Source organism: Paraburkholderia sp. JHI2823, from assembly GCF_038900695.1.
Classification (GTDB): Bacteria; Pseudomonadota; Gammaproteobacteria; order Burkholderiales; family Burkholderiaceae; genus Paraburkholderia; species Paraburkholderia mimosarum.
Genome location: NZ_JAYMRY010000001.1, coordinates 1 through 24,662, shown reverse-complemented (window position 1 = coordinate 24,662; position 24,662 = coordinate 1). Strand labels below are relative to the sequence as shown.

Annotated in this window: 20 protein-coding genes and 2 pseudogenes; 15 read left to right on the top strand and 7 right to left on the bottom strand. The window is 64.7% G+C overall.

Annotated features, from left to right (window positions below):
• Nucleotides 1–223: 223 nt before the first annotated feature.
• From VSR34_RS00110 to otnI, 6 genes and pseudogenes are all read left to right on the top strand, one after another.
• Entirely contained in the window at nucleotides 224–928 is a 705-nt protein-coding gene (locus VSR34_RS00110; RefSeq protein ID WP_028213445.1) for a FadR/GntR family transcriptional regulator, read from the top strand.
• 69 nt (nucleotides 929–997) lie between these two features.
• On the top strand, nucleotides 998–1,888 hold the full coding sequence (ltnD, locus tag VSR34_RS00105) for an L-threonate dehydrogenase (RefSeq protein ID WP_028213444.1): 891 nt from the start codon (nucleotides 998–1,000) through the stop codon (nucleotides 1,886–1,888).
• A 17-nt stretch (nucleotides 1,889–1,905) separates the two neighbouring features.
• Complete coding sequence (gene otnK / locus VSR34_RS00100; protein ID WP_028213443.1) at nucleotides 1,906–3,228, top strand: 3-oxo-tetronate kinase; 1,323 nt, start codon at nucleotides 1,906–1,908, stop codon at nucleotides 3,226–3,228.
• Complete coding sequence (locus VSR34_RS00095) at nucleotides 3,225–3,881, top strand: aldolase (RefSeq protein ID WP_028232355.1); 657 nt, start codon at nucleotides 3,225–3,227, stop codon at nucleotides 3,879–3,881. The genes otnK and VSR34_RS00095 overlap by 4 nt, the downstream gene beginning before the upstream one ends.
• A 147-nt stretch (nucleotides 3,882–4,028) precedes the next feature.
• Nucleotides 4,029–5,368: pseudogene (locus VSR34_RS00090) on the top strand (MFS transporter).
• A gap of 26 nt (nucleotides 5,369–5,394) precedes the next feature.
• The gene (gene otnI / locus VSR34_RS00085) at nucleotides 5,395–6,183 is read left to right on the top strand and encodes a 2-oxo-tetronate isomerase (RefSeq protein ID WP_028213440.1); all 789 of its coding nucleotides are present in this window, start codon (nucleotides 5,395–5,397) and stop codon (nucleotides 6,181–6,183) included.
• A gap of 36 nt (nucleotides 6,184–6,219) precedes the next feature.
• Here the strand turns inward: otnI and VSR34_RS00080 are convergent, their stop codons facing one another.
• Entirely contained in the window at nucleotides 6,220–8,238 is a 2,019-nt protein-coding gene (locus tag VSR34_RS00080) for a sigma-54-dependent Fis family transcriptional regulator (protein WP_042291181.1), read from the bottom strand.
• Nucleotides 8,239–8,686: 448 nt separating this feature from the next.
• On the opposite strand from VSR34_RS00080, the gene VSR34_RS00075 reads away from it, so the two are divergent.
• The 4 genes from VSR34_RS00075 to VSR34_RS00060 all read left to right on the top strand — a co-directional run bounded on the left by VSR34_RS00075 (nucleotide 8,687) and on the right by VSR34_RS00060 (nucleotide 14,436).
• Nucleotides 8,687–9,202 (top strand): lecithin retinol acyltransferase family protein, encoded by a 516-nt coding sequence (locus VSR34_RS00075; protein WP_238327974.1) that lies wholly within the window; start codon nucleotides 8,687–8,689, stop codon nucleotides 9,200–9,202.
• Between the two features lie 223 nt (nucleotides 9,203–9,425).
• Nucleotides 9,426–11,570, top strand: a complete 2,145-nt coding sequence (locus tag VSR34_RS00070; protein WP_342961558.1) for a hydantoinase/oxoprolinase family protein — start codon at nucleotides 9,426–9,428, stop codon at nucleotides 11,568–11,570.
• 11 nt (nucleotides 11,571–11,581) lie between these two features.
• Entirely contained in the window at nucleotides 11,582–13,903 is a 2,322-nt protein-coding gene (locus VSR34_RS00065) for a hydantoinase B/oxoprolinase family protein (RefSeq protein WP_028213438.1), read from the top strand.
• Nucleotides 13,904–13,926: 23 nt separating this feature from the next.
• Nucleotides 13,927–14,436 (top strand): acetone carboxylase subunit gamma, encoded by a 510-nt coding sequence (locus VSR34_RS00060; protein WP_028213437.1) that lies wholly within the window; start codon nucleotides 13,927–13,929, stop codon nucleotides 14,434–14,436.
• Between the two features lie 100 nt (nucleotides 14,437–14,536).
• On the opposite strand, the gene VSR34_RS00055 is transcribed toward VSR34_RS00060, so the two are convergent.
• The 3 genes from VSR34_RS00055 to VSR34_RS00045 form a co-directional block, all read right to left on the bottom strand.
• Entirely contained in the window at nucleotides 14,537–14,941 is a 405-nt protein-coding gene (locus VSR34_RS00055) for a DUF934 domain-containing protein (protein ID WP_028213436.1), read from the bottom strand.
• Nucleotides 14,938–16,728, bottom strand: a complete 1,791-nt coding sequence (locus VSR34_RS00050; protein WP_028213435.1) for a nitrite/sulfite reductase — start codon at nucleotides 16,726–16,728, stop codon at nucleotides 14,938–14,940. Before VSR34_RS00050 ends, VSR34_RS00055 begins: the two co-directional genes overlap by 4 nt.
• A gap of 108 nt (nucleotides 16,729–16,836) precedes the next feature.
• Entirely contained in the window at nucleotides 16,837–18,258 is a 1,422-nt protein-coding gene (locus tag VSR34_RS00045; protein WP_028213434.1) for a PLP-dependent aminotransferase family protein, read from the bottom strand.
• Between the two features lie 409 nt (nucleotides 18,259–18,667).
• Here VSR34_RS00045 and VSR34_RS00040 point away from each other — a divergent pair, with 409 nt between their 5' ends.
• On the top strand, nucleotides 18,668–18,871 hold the full coding sequence (locus VSR34_RS00040; protein WP_028213433.1) for a DUF2970 domain-containing protein: 204 nt from the start codon (nucleotides 18,668–18,670) through the stop codon (nucleotides 18,869–18,871).
• Nucleotides 18,872–18,893: 22 nt separating this feature from the next.
• On the opposite strand, the gene VSR34_RS00035 is transcribed toward VSR34_RS00040, so the two are convergent.
• A complete protein-coding gene (locus VSR34_RS00035; protein ID WP_342961557.1) occupies nucleotides 18,894–19,409 on the bottom strand; it encodes a HutD family protein in 516 nt (171 codons plus the stop codon).
• Between VSR34_RS00035 and VSR34_RS00030 the strand changes: the two are divergent.
• Nucleotides 19,396–19,563, top strand: a pseudogene (locus tag VSR34_RS00030) (HutD family protein); the annotation flags it as partial. The gene VSR34_RS00035 and the pseudogene VSR34_RS00030 overlap by 14 nt on opposite strands.
• Here VSR34_RS00030 and VSR34_RS00025 read toward each other — a convergent pair.
• On the bottom strand, nucleotides 19,522–20,295 hold the full coding sequence (locus tag VSR34_RS00025; RefSeq protein ID WP_051381531.1) for an electron transfer flavoprotein subunit beta/FixA family protein: 774 nt from the start codon (nucleotides 20,293–20,295) through the stop codon (nucleotides 19,522–19,524). The pseudogene VSR34_RS00030 and the gene VSR34_RS00025 sit on opposite strands and share 42 nt — an antisense overlap.
• Before the next feature lie 273 nt (nucleotides 20,296–20,568).
• Here VSR34_RS00025 and VSR34_RS00020 point away from each other — a divergent pair, with 273 nt between their 5' ends.
• Together VSR34_RS00020 and hutG are read left to right on the top strand one after the other, a co-directional pair.
• Nucleotides 20,569–21,534 (top strand): LysR family transcriptional regulator, encoded by a 966-nt coding sequence (locus tag VSR34_RS00020; RefSeq protein WP_028213431.1) that lies wholly within the window; start codon nucleotides 20,569–20,571, stop codon nucleotides 21,532–21,534.
• A gap of 40 nt (nucleotides 21,535–21,574) precedes the next feature.
• A complete protein-coding gene (gene hutG / locus VSR34_RS00015) occupies nucleotides 21,575–22,384 on the top strand; it encodes an N-formylglutamate deformylase (protein ID WP_028213430.1) in 810 nt (269 codons plus the stop codon).
• 223 nt (nucleotides 22,385–22,607) lie between these two features.
• Here the strand turns inward: hutG and VSR34_RS00010 are convergent, their stop codons facing one another.
• The gene (locus tag VSR34_RS00010; RefSeq protein ID WP_028213429.1) at nucleotides 22,608–23,210 is read right to left on the bottom strand and encodes an XRE family transcriptional regulator; all 603 of its coding nucleotides are present in this window, start codon (nucleotides 23,208–23,210) and stop codon (nucleotides 22,608–22,610) included.
• A 257-nt stretch (nucleotides 23,211–23,467) separates the two neighbouring features.
• On the opposite strand from VSR34_RS00010, the gene glnT reads away from it, so the two are divergent.
• A partial coding sequence (glnT, locus tag VSR34_RS00005) for a type III glutamate--ammonia ligase (protein WP_342961556.1) occupies nucleotides 23,468–24,662 on the top strand: 1,195 nt, incomplete at its 3' end.

The window sequence follows — 24,662 nt, the reverse complement described above, 5'->3', positions numbered from 1 at the left end:
CGACAAGCTGGCCACGCTTGCCTTTTTCGCGTAGCTCAGGGTCGTGCCGGTAAATGCATGCCAGCAAGAGGGCTGCCGTAGCCGCCGGCCTCCACATTGTTAGGGAATCCATTGCACGGCCCGTGTCCTCAAAAGATGACGGCGCCGACGGAGGGTTCTCCCTGGTGTCCATTCATGCGGCGAAATTTGTATGATGACCATATCACATGGTGAGTCTCTGGATATGTTCGAAAAAATTCCATCGAGGGCGCTGAGCGACACCGTCGCGCAACAGCTGCTCGCCCAGATCGACAAGGGCACCTTCGCGCGCGGCGGCAAGCTGCCGACGGAAGCCGTCCTCGCCCAGGAGTTCGGCGTGAGCCGCACGGTGATCCGCGAGGCCATTTCCCGCCTGAAGAACGAGGGCGTGGTCGAGCCGCGTCAGGGCAGCGGCGTGTACGTGTCCGCGCACGGCGCGATCCGCCCGCTGCGCATCGACTATGCGGAAGCGATGGAAGGCGGCTCGGTGCTGCAGATACTCGCGGTGCGCCGCGCGATCGAAGCCGAAGTCGCGGCGGAAGCCGCGATGCGCCGCACCGACGCGGACATGATGGCCATCGACGCCGCGCTCAAGAAGATCGACGAAGCCGTCGCCGAGGGCCGCGACGGCGTGGCCGAAGACGTCGCGTTTCATCGCGCGATTGCCGCCGTGACGGGCAATCCGTATTTCCTGAAGACGCTGACGTTTCTCCATCAGTACCTCGAAGCGGGCATGGTCGTCACGCGCCGCAACGAGGCGCTGCGCGAAGACTTCTCGCGCCAGGTGCGCGACGAGCACGCGGCGATCGCCGCGGCCATCCGCGCAGGCGACCCGATGGCCGCGCGCAATGCCGCGCAAACGCACATGTACAACGCGGCGCGCCGTTTGGCCGAAGCCGGTATCTGCTGATTCGCGAGACGCATTCGCTCGCGCGCTGCGCGGCGTCCTGTCTGAAGCACGGTTCGTAGAGGAAAAGTGATGTCGAGAAATGTCGGAGTGATCGGTCTGGGCGCGATGGGCATGGGTGTCGCGCGTTCGCTGCTGCGTGGCGGTTTCAATGTCCACGCGTGCGATGTGCGCCGCGATGTGCTGGATCAGTTCGTGGCCGATGGCGGCGAGGCTTGCGCGAATCCCGCCGAACTCGGCGCGCAATGCGATGTAGTCGTCACGCTCGTCGTCAATGCAGCGCAAACGGAAGCGGTGTTGTTCGGCGAGCAGGGCGCGGTCAAGTCGATGAAGCCGGGCGGTGTCGTGGTTGCGTGCGCAACGGTTGCGCCCGACTTCGCAATCGACCTCGGCCGCCGCGTGGAAGCGGCCGGGCTGCATCTGCTCGATGCGCCGGTTTCGGGGGGCGCGGCGCGCGCCGCCTCGGGCGACATGACGATGATGACGTCCGGGCCCGCTGCCGCGTATGCCGCGTGCGAAGACGTGCTGGCCGCGATGGCGGGCAAGGTGTACCGGCTGGGCGAGCAGCACGGCGCGGGCTCGAAGGTGAAGATCATCAACCAGCTGCTCGCGGGCGTGCATATCGCCGCCGCCGCCGAGGCGATGGCGCTCGGCCTTCGCGAGGGCGTCGATCCCGACGCACTCTACGATGTGATCACGCACAGCGCCGGCAACTCGTGGATGTTCGAAAACCGCGTGCCGCACATTCTCAATGGCGACTACACGCCGCTCTCGGCGGTCGACATCTTCGTCAAGGACCTCGGCCTCGTGCTCGATACCGCGCGGCGCTCGAAGTTTCCGCTGCCGTTGTCGGCGGCTGCGCATCAGATGTTCATGATGGCCTCGACGGCAGGCCACGGCGGCGAAGACGATTCGGCGGTCATCAAGATTTTCCCGGGCATCGATGTGCCCGCGAAGCGGTAAGCGGAGGGGCGCAACCCATGACGAACACGACCGCCTCTGGCAGCAAGCCGCTGCTCGGCTGCATCGCCGACGATTTCACGGGCGCGACCGATCTCGCGAACATGCTGGTGCGCGGCGGTATGCGCACCGTTCAGACAATCGGCGTGCCCGCGGCCGACACGCGCATCGAAGCCGACGCGCTCGTGGTCGCGCTGAAGTCGCGCACGATCGACGCAGCCGACGCCGTCGCGCAATCGCTCGCCGCGCTGGAATGGCTGCGTGCGCAAGGCTGCCGCCAGTTCTTCTTCAAGTACTGCTCGACGTTCGATTCGACCGATCAGGGCAACATCGGCCCCGTCGCCGACGCGCTGCTCGACGCGCTCGCGCCCAGCGGCGGCGCGCCGTTCACGATCGCGTGCCCCGCGTTTCCGGAGAACGGCCGCACGATCTATCGCGGGCACCTTTTCGTCGGCGACGCGCTGCTAAACGAGTCCGGCATGGAGCATCATCCGCTGACGCCGATGACGGACGCCAACCTCGTGCGCGTGCTCCAGCGGCAGACGCGCTCGAAAGTCGGCCTCGTGCGCTACGACGCGGTGGCGCAAGGTGCGGGGGCCGTGCGCGCCTCGATCGACGCGTTGCGGGCCGGCGGCGTGCGCATGGCGATTGCCGATGCCGTTTCCGACGCCGATCTCTACACGCTCGGCGAAGCCTGCGCGGACTTGCCACTGATCACGGGCGGCTCGGGTGTCGCGCTCGGTCTGCCCGCGAATTTCCGCCGCGCCGGTTTGCTCGACGACGCCGGCGATGCCGGCGAGCTGCCGCGTATCGGCGGCGCGTCGGCGGTGCTGGCTGGCAGTGCGTCGAAAGCGACGAACGCCCAGGTTGCCGCGTGGCGCGAAACGCGTCCCGCGTTCCGCATCGATCCGCTTGCGGTGGCGCGCGGCGAGCCCGTAATCGATAACGCTCTGGCCTTCGCGCGCGAGCACATGAATGGTGCCGAGCCGCAGCCCGTGCTGATATATGCGACGGCATCGCCCGACGAAGTGAAGGCGACGCAGCGCGAGCTCGGCGTGGCGCACGCCGGAGAACTAGTCGAACGCACGCTCGCTTCGATTGCGCGCGGTCTGCGCGGTCTCGGCGTGCGCAAGTTCGTCGTCGCGGGCGGCGAGACCTCGGGCGCCGTGGTGCAGGCGCTCGGTGTCGACATGCTGCGCATCGGCCGCCAGATCGATCCAGGGGTGCCCGCCACGGCGACCATCGGCGCGGACCCACTCGCGCTCGCGCTCAAGTCCGGCAACTTCGGCGCCGTCGACTTCTTCGCGAAGGCGCTGCGCATGCTGGACGGAGACGCGCAGTGACCGCCGCCATTCACACGAGCAGCGAAGCGAGGGTCCGCGAAGAAATCTGCGTGACGGGCGCGAGCTTGTACGCACGCGGTTACACCGTTGGCAGCGCGGGCAACATCAGCGCGCGGCTCGACGACGGGTGGCTCATCACACCGACGGATGCCTGCCTCGGCCGCCTCGATCCCGCGGAAATCGCGAAGGTCGATTTCGAAGGCAACGCGGTTTCCGGCGGCCGGCCGTCGAAAACGCTTGCGCTGCATCGCGGCGTCTACGAGCGCAACCGCGAAGCGCGCGGCATCGTGCACACGCATTCGACCCATCTCGTCGCGCTGACGCTCGCAGGCGTCTGGAGCGATGCCGACGTGCTGCCGCCCATCACGCCGTACTACGTGATGAAAGTCGGTCACATTCCGCTGATTCGTTACCGGCGCCCCGGCGATCCGCAAGTCGCGCAACAGATCGCTGCGCTTGCCGAGAGCGTGCGCGGTGTGCTGCTGGAGCGGCTCGGGCCCGTGGTATGGGAGCGTTCGGTGTCACAGGCTTCGTACGTGCTCGAAGAGCTGGAGGAGACGGCGCGCTTGTGGCTGATGACGGACCCGCGTCCCGCACCGCTCGAAGAGACCGCGATCGAAGAGTTGCGCACCGTGTTTGGCGCGCGCTGGTAACTGCGCTGGTAACCGTTGGCGCAAACCGGGCTTCGCGCGCACCCGCGCGGGCCATCCGTATCAACCACCTCAGGCAAAAAAGCCGGAGGACCGTCCGACATGAAAACGGATGGTCGGCAACCGGCGCCATCTCGAAGGAGACAACGCATGACAAACAATCAGGCGGTATCCGTTCGCCCGGCCTCAACCGCCGATGCCGCCGGCCAGCCCGGCGCGGCCGAAATCGAACGCACTTACAGCAAGGTCTTCTGGCGCATCGTGCCGTTTCTGATGCTGTGCTACGTGGTTGCGTATCTGGACCGCGTCAACGTGGGCTTTGCGAAGCTGCAGATGTCGCAGGACCTCGCGTTCAGCGAGACCGTATTCGGTCTCGGCGCGGGCGTGTTTTTTTTGTTGGCTATTTTCTTTTCGAACTGCCAAGCAATATTCTGATGCATCGGCTGGGCGCGCGTATCTGGATCGCGCGGATCATGATCACGTGGGGCCTGCTCTCCGCGTTGTTCGTATTCGTTCGGACACCCATGCAGTTCTATGCGCTGCGCTTCCTGCTCGGTCTCGCCGAAGCGGGTTTTTATCCGGGCGTCATCCTGTACCTCACGTACTGGTTCCCTTCGCATCGTCGCGCGAAGATCATCGCGGTGTTCATGTCCGCGATCCCCGTTTCGGGCATTTTCGGCAATCCGTTGTCCGGCTGGATCATGCAGGCTTTCGATTCGCATCACGGCTTCGCCGGCTGGCAATGGATGTTCGTCATCGAAGCGGTGCCTGCCATCGTCATCGGCATCGTGACGATCCTGTATCTCGACAACGGCATCTCCCACGCGAAATGGCTCACGCCGCGTGAAAAGCAACTGCTCGCCGACGAGATCGCCGCGCAGCCACAGGAAAACGCGAAATCGCATTCGCTGGGTGCCGTGTTCCGCGACCCGCGTACGTGGTGGATGTCGCTGATCTACTTCGCGTTCGTCACGGGGCAATACGGACTCACGTTCTGGATGCCGACGCTCGTGAAGTCGACCGGCGTGACTGGCGCGTTCGAAATCGGGCTGCTGAGCGCGATTCCGTTTCTCGTCGCTATTGTCGTGATGAACGTGATGGGCCACAGCGCGGACAAACGTCGCGAGCGCCGCTGGCACCTGATCGGGCCGGCGCTTGCGGGCGCGGTCGGCTTCACGGTTGCGGCTTCGTTCGCGCACAACACGGCTGTCTCGATTGCGTTCCTGTCGATTGCGGCTGCGGGAGTCTTGACCTGCGCGCCGCTCTTCTGGTCGCTGCCCACCGCGTTCATGTCGGGCGCGACGGCTGCCGCTGGAATCGCGATCATCAATTCGATCGGCAATCTGGCGGGCTTCGCGAGTCCGTATATGATCGGCTATCTCAAGGATCTCACGCACAGCACGCAGTCGGGCATGTACGTGCTTGCCGCGATGCTCGTGATCGGCGCGATCGCCGTCTGGCTGACGCCCGCGCGGCTCGTGAACCGCTAAACACGCTTGTTTGAGGAGTTGCTTCGATGCCACGCTTCGCCGCCAATCTGACCATGATGTACAACGAACACGCGTTTCTGGACCGTTTTGCCGCTGCGGCGCGCGATGGTTTCGAGGCCGTGGAGTTTCTGTTCCCCTATGAGTTTCCGGCCGCCGAGATCAAGGCGCGGTTGACGGAAAACGGCCTGACGCAAGCGCTATTCAATGCGCCGCCGGGCGACTGGGCGGCGGGCGAACGCGGCATCGCGTCGTTGCCGGGACGCGAAGACGAGTTTCGCCGCAGCATCGACACGGCGCTCGACTACGCGCGTATGCTCGGCAACGACAAGATGCACGTGATGGCGGGGCTGATCAAGCCGGAGCAATCGCGAGCCGCGCATCGCGACGTATATCTGAGGAACCTCGCGTATGCAGCGAAGGCTGCCCAGGCGGACGGGATCACCGTCGTCATCGAGCCGATCAACACGCGCGACATTCCTGGCTTCTTCCTGAACCGGCAAGACGACGCGCAGGCGATCTGCGTGGAGGTCGGCGCGCCGAACCTGAAGGTGCAGTTCGATCTGTACCACTGCCAGATCGTCGAAGGCGATCTTGCGGTCAAGCTCAAGCGCGACATGAAGGGCATCGGGCATATCCAGATCGCTGGCGTGCCCGAGCGGCACGAGCCGGATATCGGCGAAGTGAACTACCCGTATCTGTTCTCGCTGATCGACGAACTCGGGTACGACGGCTGGGTCGGCTGTGAATACCGGCCGCGCGCGGGCACGTCCGCAGGGCTTGGATGGATCAGGCCGTACGTGAAGGCGCGTAGCTGAGCGAAGCGCAGGTCGCGTCGCCTCGCGTGAATGCCGCTAGCGGAAAACGCGTGCGGCAACGGCACCCGAATCGCAAGGCTGCGCCCGGATCGCGGCCATCTTGACGTACAGCGTGCTCCTCGAGATGCCTAGCGTTCGGGCGGCCATGGACATATTTCCGTGCGCCTTCGCGATCGCATCGAGTATCGCTTGCCTCTCGATTTCCTTCAGTCCTCCGAACGAAGGTGGGACGGGCGCCGAGGTTGGGGAGGCAGGCGAACTCCACTCCGCCTGTGCGATGGACGGCGGCAGGAGCGAGATGTCGATGACGTCATCTTCGCTCAGCGCGAACATCACCTCGAAGGCATTCTGCAACTCGCGGATGTTGCCCGGCCAGCCATAGTCGAGCAATGCCTGTTTCACGGCCGGATCGAGCCGTTTGGGCGCACAGCCATATTTGCGCGCCATCTTGTTGTTGAGGTGCTCGACGATCGTCTCGATGTCGCCGGGCCGTTCGCGCAGGGCAGGCAAATGCAGGTTGACGACGCTGAGCCGGTGGTACAGGTCTTGACGGAAGCGCCCTGCATTCACTTCGTTCTGGAGGTCACGGTTCGTAGCCGCGATCATGCGTACCGAGACGCATCGCTCGCGGGTATCGCCAAGGCGGACGACGACGCCATCTTGCAGCACGCGCAGCAGGTGGGGCTGCATGTCGAGCGGCATCTCGCCTATTTCATCGAGGAAGAGGGTGCCGCCGTCGGCCTGCTCGAACTTGCCCGGCAAGCCGCCCCGCCGCGCGCCCGTGAATGCGCCTTCGGCATAGCCGAAAAGCTCGCTCGCAAGCAATTCTCGCGTCAACGCACCGCAATTGACGGCAATGAACGGCGCAGCGGCGCGAGGCCCCGCCCGATGCAGCGCGCGGGCGAAGAGTTCCTTCCCGGCGCCCGTCTCGCCAAGCAGCAGGACGGGGAGATCCAGCATGGCAACGCGGCGCGCGCGTGCTTTCGCCGCCTTCAGTACCTCGCTTTCTCCAATGATCTCGCCAAAGGCATCGTCGCTTGCCGGCGTCGTCACGGTCTTCGGCAACGATATGGCAGCGTGTCTGTCGCCAACGGCAAGGGGAATCACCACCATCGTGCCCAGGACGCCTTCATGATCCTTCAACGGGTGTAACCATTCGGGGCGAAGCCATTGCAGACGTTGGCGGTATCGATCGGCCTCCGGGCGGGCAAGGTCCAGTTCGGGTACCTGGCTGCCGACCTGCAGAAGCATTTGCAGGTTGTACGTCTCGCGCGCGGCCTGTGCATTTCCGTTCGTCCGGACAATGCGTCCCCGGCTGTCGACGAGGACCACGTAGTCGCTCGCGTAACGGATGAAATGGTCGATCGCTCGAGTGAGAAGACGCTCGTGGCGAGCCACGTCGCGGCGGCCGAGTTCGCACTCTATCTGCCTCGCCGCGGCCACCACGAGGCCTAGCGTGTGGCCATGAAGGGATTCCTTGACGCCGGAGACATCCACCACGCCGAGCAGGGAGTGGTCGAAGGGATCGAGGATAGGCGCAGCGGCACACGTCCAGCGTTTGACGTCGAGGCAAAAATGCTCATTCGCATGGATCTGAACCGGCGCACCGGTGACGATTGCCGTGCCGATCGCATTGGTGCCGATGACTTCCTCGTTCCAGCAGCCCCCGGTGGCCAGGTTGATTTCCTCGCCGACGTTGCGGACCCGGGTCTCGCCACTAAGCTGAAGAATGGTGCCGCCCTGATCACAGAGCATGATCAGCGTGCCGCATTCGCGCAGGATGTCGCGCAGGGATTCGAGCGCGGGACGCGCGACGTCACAGAGATCGCTGTTGAGCCGCTGCAATTGTCGGACGCGTTCGGCAGCGGCGCCCGGCGCGGACGGTCTGGCCGGATCGACAGCTTCGGAACGGCATCGCTGCCAGGACGCAAGGACGACCTTGCGCACCCCCTCGTTCTCCAGGGGTTTGTCCTGCAGAAAGCGCTCCCAGGCAGACGCCACGACGGCTTCGTCGCTGACGCGTGGGATCAGGGCACCGCAATGGGAAAACGGCATGGAACGATCCCGCTCGTTTGGTGCTGCGAGTCTAGCCCGGGGCCACGGCCCCGTCAATTAAGGTCTTTTGCATCAATGACTTGTGCCTGCAGCATGTCGATCGCACAGTGTCCGGAATCCGGATGGTGCTTACTTGCGCGAGTGTCCGGAATCCGGACACTCGCGCAAGTAAGGTGAGGAATGACTTGCGTTTAGATCGTAAAGATCGCTCCGCAATTCGCGTTTGCTGTGAAGCGCAGCAGAAATCGATATGCGCCCTCCCTGCCCACGCACGCCAACACGCTGATTCGCGACTAATGCGCCGCAACATTCGCCGCTGCCCACGCGGCAGAAAGAGGCGCGCGCGCTTGACGCCTTGCACCGCACTGCTGTGTGCTGGGCTCGAATCGGCCCCTGGCACACCTCGTGCGGTGCAGAGCGCAAGAGGCAGCGAAATGCGGTGATGGTCATGAAGTACTTATCGAAGAACGAATACGTCGTGGGTGATGGGATCGGCTGGCACGAGTTAATGATTGGAAGCCATCTCGTAACCGAACGACTTGGGTACACACATCATGGCCTCTATGCCGGGGCGGGCAAGGTGGTGCATTACGCAGGGTTGTCACGGTCACTGCATCGCGGCCCGGTGCAGGAAATCACGCTCGAAGCCTTCGCAAACGGACACCCGGTCTGGATCAGAAAAAACCCCAGCGCCAGGTTCGCTGGCCAGGAAGCCGTTCGGCGAGCCTACTCCCGGCTGGGAGAGGACCGCTATCGGCTCATCTCCAATAACTGCGAGCACTTCTGCATGTGGTGCTTGCACGGCGAGAGCCGCAGCGAGCAGATCGATGTCTGGAAGTCGTACGCCATCGATATGCTCGACACCGGGTTCAAAGCCCTCCGGCAACTCACTAGCCTCTTGATGTCGAAGGGCGCCCATGGGGCGCGCCCGGTCGATCAAAACCAGGTACTCCATATCAAATGAGACAGAGCGTGTCCGGATTCCGGATGCGGCTGTGCAGGTGTCGGGATTCCGGACACCGGTGGCGGGCAGCAGATCCTCGTTTGTCATCCTGAATATTCCAGCAACGCGTTGATTTCATTGGCCGTGCGAGCCGCCGATGTCGACATCGTCAGCCTGGCATGTCCCTTGCCATATGTCGTGCGTGGGGATTCCCACCATGACAGGTCAATGACAGGAGACAGACATGCAGCAGCAATCCACCGTACAGGTGATGGGCATCGACGCCGGCGGCACGATGACCGACACCTTCTTCGTGCGTTCGGACGGCCGTTTCGTGGTCGGCAAGGCGCAGAGCAACCCGGGCGACGAATCGCTCGCCATCTACAACTCGTCGCAGGATGCCCTGGCCCATTGGGGCCGCGGCGTCGACGACGTGTACCCGGAACTGGCGACGTGCGTCTATTCCGGCACGGCCATGCTCAACCGCATCCTGATGCGCAAGGGTCTCGACGTGGGCCTCATCTGCAATCGCGGCTTCGAGCAGGTCCACTCGATGGGCCGCGCCCTGCAGAGCTATCTGGGCTACGCGCTCGAAGACCGCATCCACCTCAACACGCATCGCTACGACGAGCCGCTGGTGCCGGTTTCCCGCACGCGCGGCGTCACCGAGCGCACCGACGTGCAGGGCAAGGTAGTCATCCCGCTGCGCGAGGCCGACGTGCGCCAGGCCACGCGCGAACTCGTGGAAGCCGGGTCCCAGGCCATCGTCATCTGTCTGCTGCAATCACACAAGAACGAGACGAGCGAACTGCGCGCTCGCGACGTCGTCAAGGAGGAACTCAGGAAGCTGAACGCGGACATTCCCGTCTTTGCCTCGGTCGACTACTACCCGTCGCGCAAGGAAAGCCACCGCATGAACACCACCATCCTCGAGGCCTACGGCGCGGAACCCTCGCGTCAGACGCTGAAGAAGGTGAGCGACCGCTTCAGGAAGCACGGCGCAAAGTTCGATCTGCGCGTGATGGCCACGCACGGCGGCACCATCAGCTGGAAGGCCAAGGAACTGGCGCGCACCATCGTCTCGGGCCCGATTGGCGGCGTCATCGGTTCGAAACTGCTCGGCGAAGCCCTTGGCGACGAGAACATCGCCTGCTCCGACATTGGCGGCACGAGCTTCGACGTGGCCCTGATCACCAAAGGCAACTTCGCCATCAAGTCCGATCCGGACATGGCGCGCCTCGTCCTCTCGTTGCCGCTCGTGGCGATGGATTCCGTCGGCGCGGGTGCCGGCAGCTTCGTGCGGCTCGATCCCTATAGCAAGTCGATCAAGCTCGGCCCGGACAGCGCGGGCTACCGCGTGGGCACATGCTGGCCCGAGAGCGGGCTCGACACGGTATCGGTGTCCGACTGCCACGTCGTGCTCGGCTACCTGAACCCGCACAACTTCCTCGGCGGCGCGATCAAGCTCGACGTCGACCGTGCCCGCCAGCACATCAAGGAGCAGATCGCCGATCCGCTCGGCCTCTCTGTCGAGGATGCGGCCGCTGGCGTCATCGAGCTGCTCGACCTGACCTTGTCCGAGTATCTGCGCGCCAATATCAGCGCGAAGGGCTACAACCCGGCCGAGTTCACCTGCTTCTCCTATGGCGGCGCGGGTCCCGTCCACACGTATGGCTACACCGGGGGCGTCGGCTTCAAGGACGTGGTCGTGCCCGCGTGGGCGGCCGGCTTCTCGGCCTTCGGCTGCGCCTGCGCCGACTTCGAGTACCGCTACGACAAGTCGGTGGATCTCGGCGTCGCCCAGTTCGCCCCGGCAGCCGACAAGGAAGCTGCCTGCAAGGCCCTGCAGGACGCCTGGTCCGAACTGGCCGTCAAGGTCATCGACGAGTTCGTCTTGAACGGCTACAAGGCCGAGGATGTGCTGCTGATCCCGGGCTACAAGATGCAGTACATGGGCCAGCTCAACGACCTTGAAATCGTCTCGCCGGTGACCCGCGCCGGCACGGCGACCGACTGGGACCAGATCGTCGAAGCTTTCGAGAACACCTACGGCCGTGTATATGCGAGTTCCGCCCGCTCGCCGGAACTGGGCTTCTCGATTACCGGCGCGATCCTGCGGGGCACCGTCGTGACCCAGAAGCCGGTGTTGCCTGAAGACCCGGACGCGGGGCCGATCCCGCCGCAGGAGGCTTACCTCGGCACGCGTCCCTTCTACCGTCACAAGAAGTGGGTGGACGCCCAGCTCTGGAAGATGGAAGCGCTCAAGGCCGGCAACCACATCGTGGGCCCCGCCATCATCGAATCGGATGCCACTACCTTCGTGGTGCCGGATGGTTTCGAGACGACGGTCGACAAGCACCGCCTGTTCCACCTCAAGGAAGTGAAGTAAGGAGACCTGCCATGAACATGATGAGCAACAAGGAAATCGGCTGCGCCGACCTGCTGAAAACCGGCCAGACGCTCAAGCAATACCGCGACGGCATCATTGAGCGCACGAAGGCCAGCGGACATTACAACGGTCTCGAGAAACTGGCGTTTCGCGACAGCGACCCGATCGGCTACGAGAAGCTCTTTTCCAAGCTGCGCGGCGGCCTGGTGCATGCGCGCGAAACCGCGAAAAAAATTGCCGCGAGTCCGATCGTCGAGCAGGAAGGCGAACTCTGCTTCACGCTCTACAACGCCGCGGGCGACTGCGTCCTCACCTCGACCGGGATCATCATCCACGTCGGCACGATGGGCGCGGCGATCAAGTACATGATCGAGAACAACTGGGAGGCCAACCCGGGCATCAACCCCGGCGACATGTTCACGACCAATGACTGCGCGATCGGCAACGTCCACCCCTGCGACATCGCCACGATCGTGCCGATCTTCTGGGAAGGCCGGCTGATCGGCTGGGTCGGCGGCGTCACCCACGTCATCGACACGGGCTCGGTGACACCGGGTTCCATGTCCACCGGCCAGACCCAGCGCTTCGGCGACGGCTACATGATCACCTGCCGCAAGACCGGCGTGAACGACGAGCCGCTGCGCGACTGGCTGCACGAGTCGCAGCGCTCGGTTCGCACACCGAAGTACTGGATCCTCGACGAGAAGACCCGCATTGCCGGATGCCATATGATCCGCGAGCTGGTGGAGGAAGTGATCCGCGCCGACGGCATCGAGGCGTACGAGAAGTTTGCCTTCGAGGTCATCGAAGAAGGGCGGCGCGGACTGCAAAGCCGTATCAAGGCCATGACCCTGCCGGGCAAGTACCGCAAGGTCTCCTTCGTCGACGTTCCGTACAAGCATGAGGACGTGCAGGTCTCCAACGCGTTCGCCAAGCTCGACTCCATCATGCACTCGCCGGTGGAGATGACCATCCGGCCGGATGGCAAGTGGCGACTGGACTTCGAGGGCGCGAGCCGTTGGGGCTGGCACACTTTCAACGCCCATCAGGTGGCATTTACGTCCGGGATCTGGGTGATGATGTGCCAGACGCTCGTGCCGACCCAGCGCATCAACGACGGTGCGTATTTCGCTACCGAATTTCGCCTGCCAAAAGGCACCTGGTGCAATCCGGACGACCGCCGGACCGGCCACGCCTATGCCTGGCACTTCCTCGTCTCCGGCTGGGCGGCCCTCTGGCGCGGTCTTTCGCAGTCCTATTTCAGTCGCGGCTACCTGGAGGAAGTCAACGCGGGCAACGCCAACACCTCGAACTGGCTGCAGGGGGGCGGCATCAATCAGGACGGCGAGATTCATGCCGTCAACAGTTTCGAAGCGAGTTCCTGCGGCACGGGCGCATGCGCAATCAAGGACGGTCTCAATCACGCCGCCGCCATCTGGAATCCGGAAGGCGACATGGGTGACATCGAGATCTGGGAGATGGCCGAACCGCTGCTCTACCTGGGGCGCAACGTGAAGGCCAACTCCGGCGGCTACGGAAAATACCGTGGCGGCTGCGGCTTCGAAACGCTGCGGATGGTGTGGAACGCGCAGGACTGGACCATGTTCTTCATGGGCAACGGCTTCATGAACAGCGACTGGGGCATGATGGGCGGCTACCCGTCCGCGACGGGCTATCGCTTCGAAGCCCACAAGACGGGGCTGGACGAGCGTATTGCCATCGGCGATTCCCTGCCGTTGGGCGGCGATATCGATCCGGGCAACCCGGACTACGAACGGCACCTCAACGCCTCTGCTGTGGTCAAGCGCGACAAGCAGTGCATCACCACGGAAGACTGTTATGCCAATCATGATCTGTACCTCAACTATCTGCGCGGCGGCCCGGGCTTCGGCGATCCGATCGATCGTGACCCGAAGGCCATCGAGGCGGATCTCAACCAGAAGTTCCTGCTGCCGGAATACGCAAAGAGCGTGTACGGCGCGGTCTTCACCGAGGATGGCGGGGTGTTCACGGTGGACGCGGCGAGGACTGCCGCGCGCCGCAACCAGATGCGGGTGGAACGTCTTGCCCGGTCCCTGCCGACCGGAGAATGGATGAAGGAGGAACGCGAACGCGTCCTGAACAAGCACGCCGCCATCCAGGTGCAGCACATGTTCGCCACGAGCTTCGCGCTGTCGGAGAAGTTCACCCGCCACTTCAAGGCGTTCTGGAACCTTCCCGACGACTGGCAGTTGCTCGAGGAGGAACTGGGCGTCCCGTCCTACGGCGCAAAGCACCGCATGGACCTGTCGCTCCTGCCCGACGTCACCACCGTCGTTCAGGTCGAAGAGTAATCATCGAATTCAGGAGTCCAAATATGTCTACCTACACCAACGAACAGGTCGCTCACCTCGTCGAAGGCTCGCTCGACTGGGAAACCACCTTCCGCATGCTTTCCATGCCCAAGGACGAGAGCCGCTTCGAGCAATACCTTGCAGCGCTCCAGGCCAAGGTGAGCTTCCCGGACCGCATCGTCCTGCCGCTCGGTCCTCACCTCTACATCGTGCAGTCGGCTACGACGAAGAAATGGCTGACCCAGTGCGACTGCGGCCACCCGTTTTGCGACTACCGCGAGAACTGGAAAATGCACGCCGCCATCTACGTGCGCGACACGGAGGAGGCAATGACCGAGGTCTATCCGAGGCTGATGGCGCCGGACACGCAATGGCAGGTGTATCGCGAGTATTACTGCCCGCAGTGCGGCACGATGCACGACGTCGAGGCGCCGACGCCGTGGTATCCGGTGATTCACGACTTCGAACCGGACATCGAGGCGTTTTACAGGGAGTGGGTCAATCTCCCGGTGCCGGAGCGGGCCGCGGATTAATGGCCTGATTGGCGCGTAAAGCAGGGGAGTGGGCTTTGCCTGCTCCCCTGGCGCACCGACGCCGCACGGTATCGATGCAGTTGCAACGCGATGAACGGCGTCAACGTGACAACGGTCCGCGCGAGGGCGCTTCACGGAGCACGTCGCCCTGGTAGAACGCCGCAAAGCGTTCGAGTTGCCGAAGCGCATCCTGGATTGAAGCGCCATCGCGCAATACGGCGCTCGAAAAGCCCATGCGCTCCATCTGAAGCAGTTGATCGACTAGCACCTCGCCCGTCGCGCGCAAGTCGCCGCGAAAACCTAGCCGGCGTCTGACGAGATAGGCCTGCGTAAAGGCGCGCCCGTCGGTGAAGGTCGGGAATTGCAGTTCGACACGCGTGGCTGCCGAGATTTCCGCGGCGTGCGCGAGCGGATCGGCGTCGTTAGACAGAGTCAGGACGATTTCCCGGTGATCGTCGGCGTGTTCCCCGGCGCTTAAAAGCCGGATACGCGAAACATTCGTCATGCCGCGTCCTCCGCCGTTGCGCGCACCGCGTCCGCGGCGGCCTTGAAGGGTTCGAGCCCCACGCGGCGCACGGTTTCGATGAACGTCTCGCGGCGTTCGCTCTTCTGCTCGCGCAGCGCCAGATAGCAGCCGATCACCGCGTCGACGGCATCGGTCACTTCGTGCGCGGCGAACGACGGGCCGATGACCTTGCCGGGCCGGGCTTCGCCGCTGCGTGCGGAGCCATCCGAGCCGCCCAGCGTGATCTGGTACCACTCGGCGCCGTCCTTGTCGACGCCGAGTATGCCGATATGCCCGCTGTGGTGATGGCCGCACGAATTGATGCAGCCGCTGATATGCAGGTCGATCTCGCCGATGTCGTCGAGTTCGTCGAGATCCTGGTAGCGCTCCATGATGCTCTGCGCGACGGGCAGCGAGCGTGCATTGGCGAGCGCGCAAAAGTCGCCGCCGGGGCAGGAGATCATGTCGGTGAGCAGATGCACGTTGGCGCTCGCGAGCCGCACGTCGACGGCCGCCTGCCACAGCGGCAGCAGGTCGTCCGCATGAACCCATGGCAGCACGATGTTCTGGGTGTGCGTGACGCGCGCTTCGCCTGCGGAGAAGCGGTCCACGAGATCCGCCAGGCGTTCGAGCTGCTCCGCCGTTGCATCGCCGGGCGCCTGCAGCAGGCGTTTGAAGGACAGCGTGACGATGCGCATCGACGCTTCCTTGTGCGGGGCGACGTTGCGCTCCAGCCAGCGCTGCAGTTGCGGCGTTTGCCGGGCAGCCGTTTGCAGCGCAGTGGCGGCTGCAGGATCGACAGCGCGGCCAGCGGCCGCTTGCGGCGGCACGGCGAAATGTGTGGTCATGCGGTCGAACTCGGCCTGCGCAATCGTGTGCGGACCACCGTCGCAGTCCACGATCTGACGAAACTCTTCTTCGACTTCGTCGATGAAGCGCTGGCCTTCTGCCTTCGCCAGTATCTTGATGCGCGCCTTGTACTTGTTGTCGCGCCGGCCAAACTGGTTGTACACGCGTACGACCGCCTCGATGTAGTTCATGATCTGCCGCCACGGCAGGAACTCGCGCAGCACCACGCCGATAACAGGCGTACGGCCCATGCCCCCGCCCACCGCTACGCGAAAGCCCAGTTCGCCGTTTTCGTCATGGACGAGACGCAGCCCTACGTCGTGCCAGCCGGTCGCGGCGCGATCTTCCGTCGCCCCGGTAATCGCGATCTTGAACTTGCGTGGCAAGAAGGCGAACTCGGGGTGCAGCGTCGTCCACTGGCGCATGAGTTCGGCAAAGGGGCGCGGGTCGGCGATCTCGTCCGGCGCAACACCCGCGCGCTCGTCGCACGAGATGTTGCGGATGCAGTTGCCGCTCGTCTGGATGCCGTGCATGTCGACCGTGGCGAGCAGGTCCATCACATCGGCGGCTTTCGACAGCGGAATCCAGTTGAACTGAACATTGGTGCGCGTCGTGAAGTGCGCATGGTGCGTCGGCAGGCGGGCGGTGCCGAGCTTGCGCTGTGCCTCGAGCGCATGCCGGTAAACCTCGGCGTCAGGCTCGTCATACTCGCGGGCAACGCGGGCGAGCACGCGAAGCTGCGCGCTCGACAGCTCGCCATACGGAACCGCAACGCGCAGCATCGGCGCATGGCGCTGCACGTACCAGCCGTTTTGCAGGCGCAGCGGGCGAAACGCATCCTCGCTCAGCGTGCCGTTTTGCCAGCGCTCGATCTGGTCGCGGAACTGGGCCGCGCGGCTCGCCACGAAGGCTTTGTCGAATTCGTTATAGCGATACATGGTGACTGCGAAAATGACCGGAGCGAAGACCTTATCGCGCCGCATCCGGCACCTCAAGCAGCAGATGACGCCAAAAAGAGCGCAGCAGAAGCCGCGCGCACGAATCGGTCAGCTTCGCGAGCGCACCTCGGGATGAACGAGCAGTTCGGAGAGCGTGCGGATCGCCTCGTCGATGCGGGGCGACCACGGATGGCCATAATTGAGGCGGATGCAATTCTCGAACGCGTGGGACGCGGAAAAGATCGGGCCGGGCGCCACGCTGATGCCGCGCTCGATAGCGAGACGATGCAGCGCCATGGCGTCGATGGCATCGCGAAACGTGAGCCAGAGAAAATAGCCGCCCTCGGGGCAGGTGTACTGCGTGCCTTCGGGCAGCCAGCGGCGGATCGCGCCGATCATCGCGTCGCGTTGCGTCTGCATGGCAAGGCGAATCTTCTTCAGATGGCGCTCGTAGCCGCCGTGCTCCAGATAGTCGGCGATGCCGGCCTGAACGGGGATGCTTGCCGAGATGGTCGTCATGAGCTTGAGGCGCTGCACGCGTTCGGCGAAGCGCCCCGCGCTCGCCCAGCCCACGCGGTAGCCCGGCGCGAGGTTCTTCGAAAACGAGCCGCAGTGCATGACGAGTCCGCGCCGGTCGAAGGCCATGGCCGGCGGCGGGTAATTCGGCGCGTAATGCAATTCGCCATACACGTCGTCTTCGATGAGCGGCACTTCGTGTTTCGCGAGCAAGTCGACGAGCGCCTCTTTCTTCGCCGCCGATAACGTGACGCCCGTGGGGTTCTGGAAATTCGTCATGAACCAGCATGCGCGGATGGGGTGCTTTTCCAGCGCCCCGGCCAGCGCGTCGAGATCGAGCCCCGTCTGCGTATCGACGGGGATCTCGACGGCGCGCAGGCCGAGCCGCTCGATCGCCTGAAGCGCGGCGTAGAACCCCGGCGACTCCACGGCGACGATATCCCCGGGCTGCGTGACCGCCATCAGGCAAAGATTCAATGCCTCGAGCGCGCCGTTGGTCACGATGATGTCCTCGGCCGGCTGCGAAATGCCAACGCGCATATAGCGCAGCGCAATCTGCCGTCTGAGGTTCTCGTTGCCCGGCGGCAGGTCGACGACCGTGCTCCACGGGCTCACGTTGCGCGCGGCCTGGCCGAGCGACTTCGCGAGACGCGACAGCGGAAAGAGCAGCGGCGAAGGGAAGGCGGACCCCAGCGGCACGATGCCGGGACGCTTGGCGGCGTCGAGCACCGAAAAAACGAGTTCGCTGATGTCGACGGTAGCGGTTTCGCCGCTCGTTGCCTGCGCTGCCGTTCCCGCGGGCTTCGAAGGCGGCGCGACGTAGTAGCCCGAGCGCTCCTCGGCGCGCACGAGACCCCACTGTTCGAGCAGATAGTAAGCGCGCGCCGCCGTGGACTGGCTCACGCCGTGCTGCGCGATGATCTGCCGCAGCGACGGCATGCGGGCGCCGGGCGCCAGGTTGCCGGACCGGATCTCGGTGGCCATGCTCTGCGCCAGGCGTTCATAGCGTGTCATGCGCTTTTGTTCATCGAAGGAGGGGGCGATTTGCGTCGGCTTCTGCGGACCGGGGAAGCGATCTGCTGCGCTGATTTTATCGTCGTCTGCTTCTGTACGGTGGCTTCACAGGGGCGGATCATGGCGATCAGCGCGCATCGAGGTCCGGGTCTGTTCTCCCGGGATGCGCCGGGATTACTGCGCGAGTGCCCGGATCATCACCTAAACCCGCAGAGCTTGCGGCTCTTTTTGCCTGTAGCGTGGCAAGCCTTTGGCCCCGGCACTCGCGTGCCGGGGCCATTTCTCGTGGCCGCGCCGAATACGCTGCTGCTGCATCGCTCGAATCGTTTGCAACTGCCGCTTTTGCTGCTTGCGAAGAAGTTCGAACATACGTCCATGTTCGAGTCGCTCGAGCGAAATGGAGAAAACGATGGAACTCATCCGCATGGTACGCATTGTTCTGTGGAGCTTCTTCGGCGTCCGCAAGAGCGCCGCCCATGAAGCGGACTTCGCCAATGTGAATTTCAGCTGGCTGCCGTTCGTGGCGGTCGGGCTGGCCGCTTTGATCGGGGCCTGCATACTGGGCGTCGTGCTGCTGGTGGCGCATTCCACGGGGACCGCACAAGGATTCTGAGCGGCTGCTTCCGGTCGTTTCGTCACGGACGCGATGCGTCTTCGTCAAGCAGGTCGATGGCGACGGATGCCAGTTGTGCGCCAGGGGCCGAGGGCCGTAGCGCGAGTTCTTCGGAACGTCCGCTGATCCAGAGCACGTGGAGCGGCGCAAGGGTCACGCCGCGCATCACCCGCGCGCGGGCCACGCCGCGTCTGCACATGACGTTCAGGACGCTCACGGGCTGCCCGGGCGCGTTCGCCCACATGTACAGGTCGCCGGAGAAATGCACCGGCTGACCGGCGCGCGCCTGCAACTCGCCGAAGGCGATTTCGGCGCGATATCCGACGTGACGCTGCGCGTGGTGGGCGCGGCCCGGCAGTCGGCGCAACCCGTCGATCTTCTGGTTTTCGACGCGGCGACGGCCAGCGCGGCCGTGCGGTTCATCGACTGCAGCGGCGTCGCACCCGAACCGTGGGCCAACGGCGGCGGCACGACGCGCACGCTCCCCGCGCGGACCCGAGGCAAACGGCGGCGCGTCATGGCGCGTGAGTGTCGCCACAGTGGAAGGCCCCGCGCGATTTTCGCAGTTCCCGGGCTACAACCGCACCCTGCTGCTCATCGACGATGGCGCAATCGACCTGCACTCGCAGGAAGTACCAGGGTTCTCATCATCACGCTCCCACCGTTTCGAACACGCGCTGATCCGCGAGCGTCTGAAGGAGCGCGTCCACGCTCTTCACCTGAACGCCCGGTTCGCGCGCGGGCGGGTCGCTGAGCGCGACCACGCGGCTTTGCGCCGACAGCGAGACACCGAGCGCAGCGGCCTCGTACGTGACGAGCGGCTTTTGCTTCGCCTTCACGATGCTCGGCAGCGTGACGCGGCGCGGTTGCGCGAGACGCAGGTCGGCGCTGATCACTGCCGGGCCGTCGACTTGCCAGTCGGCGGTGCCCACGTCCTCGCCGCAGCTCACGCGCCAGCCGCGCTCCTTGACGTCCAGCGCGCACGCATTGAGCGCCTGCGGCCAACCGAGCAGCGCGGCTAGCATGGCCGCCACGCCGCCCACGTCGCCGTCGATGGCCTGCTTGCCGCACAGCACGAGTCCGTAATCCGCGTCCTTCATGTGCGCGGCAACGAGGCGAGCGACGGCGAACGAATCGAGCGTTGCCGTCGCGGCGCCCGTGTCGATGAGCACGGCGTCGTCCGCACCCATCGCGAGCGCGGTGCGCAGCACGTCCTGATGGGCGGGCAGCCCGCACGTCAGCACGGTGACGTGCGAGGCGACGCCCGATTCCTTCAGTTGCAGCGCCTTTTCGAGCGCGCATTCGTCGAAAGGGTTCAGCGACATCTTCAGGCCCGCCGTGTCGATCGTGCCCGTTGCGCCCACCCGCACGCGCACGTTCGGGTCCACCACGCGCTTGACGGGCACCAGAATGCGGATACTCATCGGTGTTCAGCGGCGAGATGATGGGCGACGGACGCGCCGATCACGCCGGCGCCGATGACGACAAAGTCATAGTGGCTCATGAAGCCCCCGTAAATGCACGATGGGCCGGATTTTAGAAATACGGGCGGCCACGCTTTTTTGTATTAGGCAAACTTATGGTCAGCGAGCGCAAATGCTCATCGAGTGTGCGCACGGCATCGGGCGCGGCATCATGCATTCCGGTGCGGTGCCGGCGATGCACGGCGATTGTGCGGGCCATCCACGGAGCCGATCATGAGACGTACGCAGGCGCCTATCGATCTGAACGCATTGCAGGCCTTTCTGGCCGTGTGCGAAACGGGCTCGATGACGGGCGCGGCAAAGCAGTTGGGTGTCAGCCAGAGCGCGGTGAGCCAGGCGATCGCCGGGCTCGAACGCGACCAGGGCACGACGCTGTTCGACCGCGAGAGCCGGCCGCCGCGCCCGAACGTGGCGGGCCGCGCGCTGCTCGAACTGGCGGGCGCGCTACTGGAGCACGCGCAGATGGTGAGCACGCGTATCGGCGATGCGTCGCATGCGGGCATGCTGCCGGTGCGCCTCGGTTGTGTCGATTCGTTCGCCGCGACGGTCGGCCCCGAGCTCATTCGCGCGGTGGCCGGCTCGGCGCGGCAAATATCGCTCTGGTCAGGACTCACGCCTGGCCTCAGCAAGCAGTTGCACGATCGCGAGCTCGATCTTGCCGTCTGCACGCAAACGGCGATCAACGATGCACGCATCGTGGAAATACCGCTCTTTTCGGAGGCGTTCGTCGCGGTCGTCTCGCGCAGCTGGCTCGCGGAGCACCGCAATGCGGACTGGCGGGCGCTCGCGCCCGAGATGCCGATGATCCGCTATACGACGCGCTCGGTGATCGGCCAGCAAGTGGAACGCTATGCGCGGCACCTGGGCATCAACAGTCCGAGGCGCTACGAGTTCGACGCGACCGATCCGCTTCTGAGCCTCGTCGCGGCGCGTCTGGGATTTGCGATATCGACGCCGCTGTGCCTGTGGCAGGCACGGCACTACCTGCCGGAGATCGCGGTGCTGCCGCTGCCGGCGGGGCGCCTTGGCCGGCGCGATTTTTTCCTGCTGCATCGGCAGGGCGAGTGGGAGGCATTCGCGCGCGAGATCGCGACGCTCACGCGCCGGGTGCTCGAGGGATCCATCCAGCCGGCGTTGGCCCGCGCGCTGCCGCAGATGCCGCCCGACGCCTTGCAGTGAGCCGCTGCACAACATTGCAGCAAGACGAAAGAGAGAACGGATGAACGAACTATTCACGCTGGAGCGCGGCGAGGCGCCGCTGGTGATCTCGATTCCGCATCTCGGCACGCACATTCCCGAGGCGCTGCGCCCGCTGTATACCGAAGCGGCGCTCACGCTGGCCGACACCGACTGGCATCTGGATCGCCTCTATGCATTCGCGCGCGAGATGGGCGCGACCGTGATCGGTGCGCGGATATCGCGCTATGTCATCGATCTGAACCGCCCGCCCGGCGACGAGAGCCTCTATCCGGGCCAGACGACGACGGGCCTGTGCCCCGGCGAGACTTTTCGCGGCGAACCGATTTATCGGCCGGCAAGCGCGCCCGACGAGGCGCAGCGCGCCGAACGCATCGCCCGTTACTGGCGGCCGTATCACGATGCCCTCGCGGCGGAGCTGGCGCGCCTGCGTGCGCGGCACGGCAACGTGCTGCTGTGGGAGGCGCATTCGATTGCGAGCCGATCGCCCAGGCTTTTCGAGGGCAAGCTGCCGGATCTGAATCTCGGGACGCAGGACGGCCGCACGTGCGCGGGCACGGTCCAGCAGGCGGCCGTCGAGGCGATGGCGGCGAGCGACTCGACGTGGGTCGCGAACGGCCGCTTCAAGGGCGGCTACATCACGCGTTGCTTTGGCGCGCCGGCGCGCGGCATTCACGCGATCCAGCTGGAAATGTGTCAATGCACCTATATGAACGAGACTGCGCCGTTCGAATACGTGCCCGAGCGGGCGCAGGCGGTGCAGCCGACGCTCGTTCGCATGGTCGGTGGCGCGCTCGAAGCGGTGAAGCGTCTCGCCCCGGCTTTTGCATAAGACGTTCTGATGACTCAGCGTAAGCGTGCGTCCCGTTTCAGTGCAGGCGCGCACTAGCGGCAACGAGGGCACGCACCGCTAACGAACAACGCGCCGCGCCAGAATCGTGCGGGCAACGCAGTAGACGCCGGATTGCGCCCGGGATGTTTATCAGCGGGAACTTTTGATTCACGCAGTTAAACATGGCACGAAGGTTGCGTTGAATAATGCGGTCGCTGGCGCTTCAGTCGGCGGTGCCGGGCGGATAGATAAAGATCGACAGAAACTGGATGGGCAACTTGATCAACCGCTCGGGGCCGTGAGGGATATCGGCCTGGAACGTGAGCGTGTCGCCGGGATGGAGGATGTAGGTTTGCTGGCCGTGGCGGTATTCGATCACCCCCTTGAGCATGTGGATGAATTCGGTGCCGGGGTGTTCGAAGGTCGGAAAACGCTCGGCTTCGTCCTCCATGGTGATGAGGAAGGGTTCGAAGGCTTTGCGCGGACCCTGGTCGTAAGCGAGCAGATGGTAGGTGTGTCCGCGCTTGGTGCCCTTGCGTACGACCTCCATGCCCGTGCCTTTTTTGACGAGCTGCGCGCCGCCTTGCGGCGCGTCGAAGTTGCGAAAGAGCGTGGAAAGGGAAACGCCGAGCGCCTGGGCGATGCGGTGCAGGACGTCGAGCCCGGTCGAGGTTTGCGCGTTCTCGATCTTCGAGAGCATGCCGCGGCTGATGCCGGCCTGTTCGGCCACCTGCGCGATGGTCAGCGCGTGGCGCTGGCGAAGGTCGCGGATGGTGGCGCCCAGAAAGCGTTCGAGTGCGGTTTTGTTGTCGTCCCCAGTGTGCATGATCGGCCTCGGTAGCAATGCTTGACGCGTAGCTGGCCGGCACGCTGTGGCGCGCGCCGGTTGTTTCATGGTGTGAAGCATTGTTGCATGGCAGGAAAAGGAGTTCCAGACGCAGTGCGCAACGAGAAGCGCCTGGCGAGCGCGTAATGCGGGCCGCGTGCGCGCTCCGAACGATGGTCAGCAAGTTCCCGGAACCGGCCCAGGCGCGATGCGCCCAGCCTCTATCAACCGCAACGGAGTTGGTGCAAGGAGTGACGATGAATCTGAACGACGCGAGTAAGCTGCCGCTCGGCGAGCCCGGAAGCGTGCCCCGTTTCGACTCGGCGGAAAACGCGCAAGGCTGGCTCGCTCAGCAGGGCGTGAAGTACGTATTGGCGCAGTTCGTCGACATCCACGGTGTCGCAAAGGCCAAGTCGGTGCCGGTCGCGCATCTGAAGACGGTGCTCGAGGCGGGAGCGGGCTTCGCGGGATTCGCGATCTGGGGTGTCGGCATCGAGCCGAACGGCCCCGATTTCATGGCAGTCGGCGATCTCGCGACGCTCACGCCCGTGCCGTGGCAGCCGGGCCTCGCACGCATCGTCTGCGACGGGCACGTGGATGGCGAGCCGTGGGCCTTCGATTCGCGCGTCACGCTCAAGCGCCAGGTCGCGCGCCTGACCGAGCGCGGCTGGACCCTTTTCACGGGGCTCGAACCGGAATTCTCGCTGCTGCGCCGCTCCGCTGCCGGAACCCTCGAACCGTGCGACCCCAGCGACACGCTGGCGAAGCCGTGCTACGACTACAAGGGGCTGTCGCGCACGCGCGTGTTCCTCGAGCGGCTCACCGAAGCGCTGCGCGCGGTGGGCATCGACGTCTACCAGATCGACCACGAGGACGCCAACGGCCAGTTCGAGATCAACTACACGTACACCGACTGCCTGACGTCGTGCGATCACTACGTGTTCTTCAAGATGGCCGCGTCGGAGATCGCCAACGAGCTGGGCATGATCTGCTCGTTCATGGCGAAGCCGTTCGCGAACCGGCCCGGCAATGGCATGCACATGCACGTTTCGATTGGCGACGGCAAGCGCAACCTGTTCGCCGACGCCACCGATCCGCTCGGCATGGGACTCTCAAAGCTTGGCTACCAGTTCACCGCGGGCCTGCTCAAGCATGCCCCCGCACTCACCGCGCTGTGCAACCCGACCGTCAACTCATACAAGCGCCTCGTGGTGGGGCGCTCGCTCACCGGCGCAACGTGGGCGCCCGCCTATGTGAGCTATGGCGACAACAACCGCTCGACCATGGTGCGCATGCCCGGCGAGCGCATCGAACTGCGTCTGCCCGACGGCTCCTGCAACCCGTATCTCGCAACGGCCGCCGTGATTGCGGCGGGCCTCGATGGCATCGAGAGTGAACTCGATCCAGGCACGCCCGCCAACGAAAACCTCTACGAGTGGTCGTCGGAGCGTC

What these genes read in the sequence shown, in the direction of transcription:
- VSR34_RS00070 (WP_342961558.1), top strand. Translation starts at nt 9,426, where the DNA reads ATGCAGCAGCAATCCACCGTACAGGTGATGGGCATCGACGCCGGCGGC.
- VSR34_RS00055 (WP_028213436.1), bottom strand. Translation starts at nt 14,941, where the DNA reads ATGACGAATGTTTCGCGTATCCGGCTTTTAAGCGCCGGGGAACACGCC.
- VSR34_RS00040 (WP_028213433.1), top strand. Translation starts at nt 18,668, where the DNA reads ATGGAACTCATCCGCATGGTACGCATTGTTCTGTGGAGCTTCTTCGGC.
- VSR34_RS00060 (WP_028213437.1), top strand. Translation starts at nt 13,927, where the DNA reads ATGTCTACCTACACCAACGAACAGGTCGCTCACCTCGTCGAAGGCTCG.
- VSR34_RS00065 (WP_028213438.1), top strand. Translation starts at nt 11,582, where the DNA reads ATGAACATGATGAGCAACAAGGAAATCGGCTGCGCCGACCTGCTGAAA.
- ltnD (WP_028213444.1), top strand. Translation starts at nt 998, where the DNA reads ATGTCGAGAAATGTCGGAGTGATCGGTCTGGGCGCGATGGGCATGGGT.
- VSR34_RS00020 (WP_028213431.1), top strand. Translation starts at nt 20,569, where the DNA reads ATGAGACGTACGCAGGCGCCTATCGATCTGAACGCATTGCAGGCCTTT.
- VSR34_RS00110 (WP_028213445.1), top strand. Translation starts at nt 224, where the DNA reads ATGTTCGAAAAAATTCCATCGAGGGCGCTGAGCGACACCGTCGCGCAA.
- VSR34_RS00050 (WP_028213435.1), bottom strand. Translation starts at nt 16,728, where the DNA reads ATGTATCGCTATAACGAATTCGACAAAGCCTTCGTGGCGAGCCGCGCG.
- hutG (WP_028213430.1), top strand. Translation starts at nt 21,575, where the DNA reads ATGAACGAACTATTCACGCTGGAGCGCGGCGAGGCGCCGCTGGTGATC.
- VSR34_RS00075 (WP_238327974.1), top strand. Translation starts at nt 8,687, where the DNA reads ATGAAGTACTTATCGAAGAACGAATACGTCGTGGGTGATGGGATCGGC.
- VSR34_RS00045 (WP_028213434.1), bottom strand. Translation starts at nt 18,258, where the DNA reads ATGACACGCTATGAACGCCTGGCGCAGAGCATGGCCACCGAGATCCGG.
- VSR34_RS00025 (WP_051381531.1), bottom strand. Translation starts at nt 20,295, where the DNA reads ATGAGTATCCGCATTCTGGTGCCCGTCAAGCGCGTGGTGGACCCGAAC.
- VSR34_RS00080 (WP_042291181.1), bottom strand. Translation starts at nt 8,238, where the DNA reads ATGCCGTTTTCCCATTGCGGTGCCCTGATCCCACGCGTCAGCGACGAA.
- otnK (WP_028213443.1), top strand. Translation starts at nt 1,906, where the DNA reads ATGACGAACACGACCGCCTCTGGCAGCAAGCCGCTGCTCGGCTGCATC.
- otnI (WP_028213440.1), top strand. Translation starts at nt 5,395, where the DNA reads ATGCCACGCTTCGCCGCCAATCTGACCATGATGTACAACGAACACGCG.
- VSR34_RS00010 (WP_028213429.1), bottom strand. Translation starts at nt 23,210, where the DNA reads ATGCACACTGGGGACGACAACAAAACCGCACTCGAACGCTTTCTGGGC.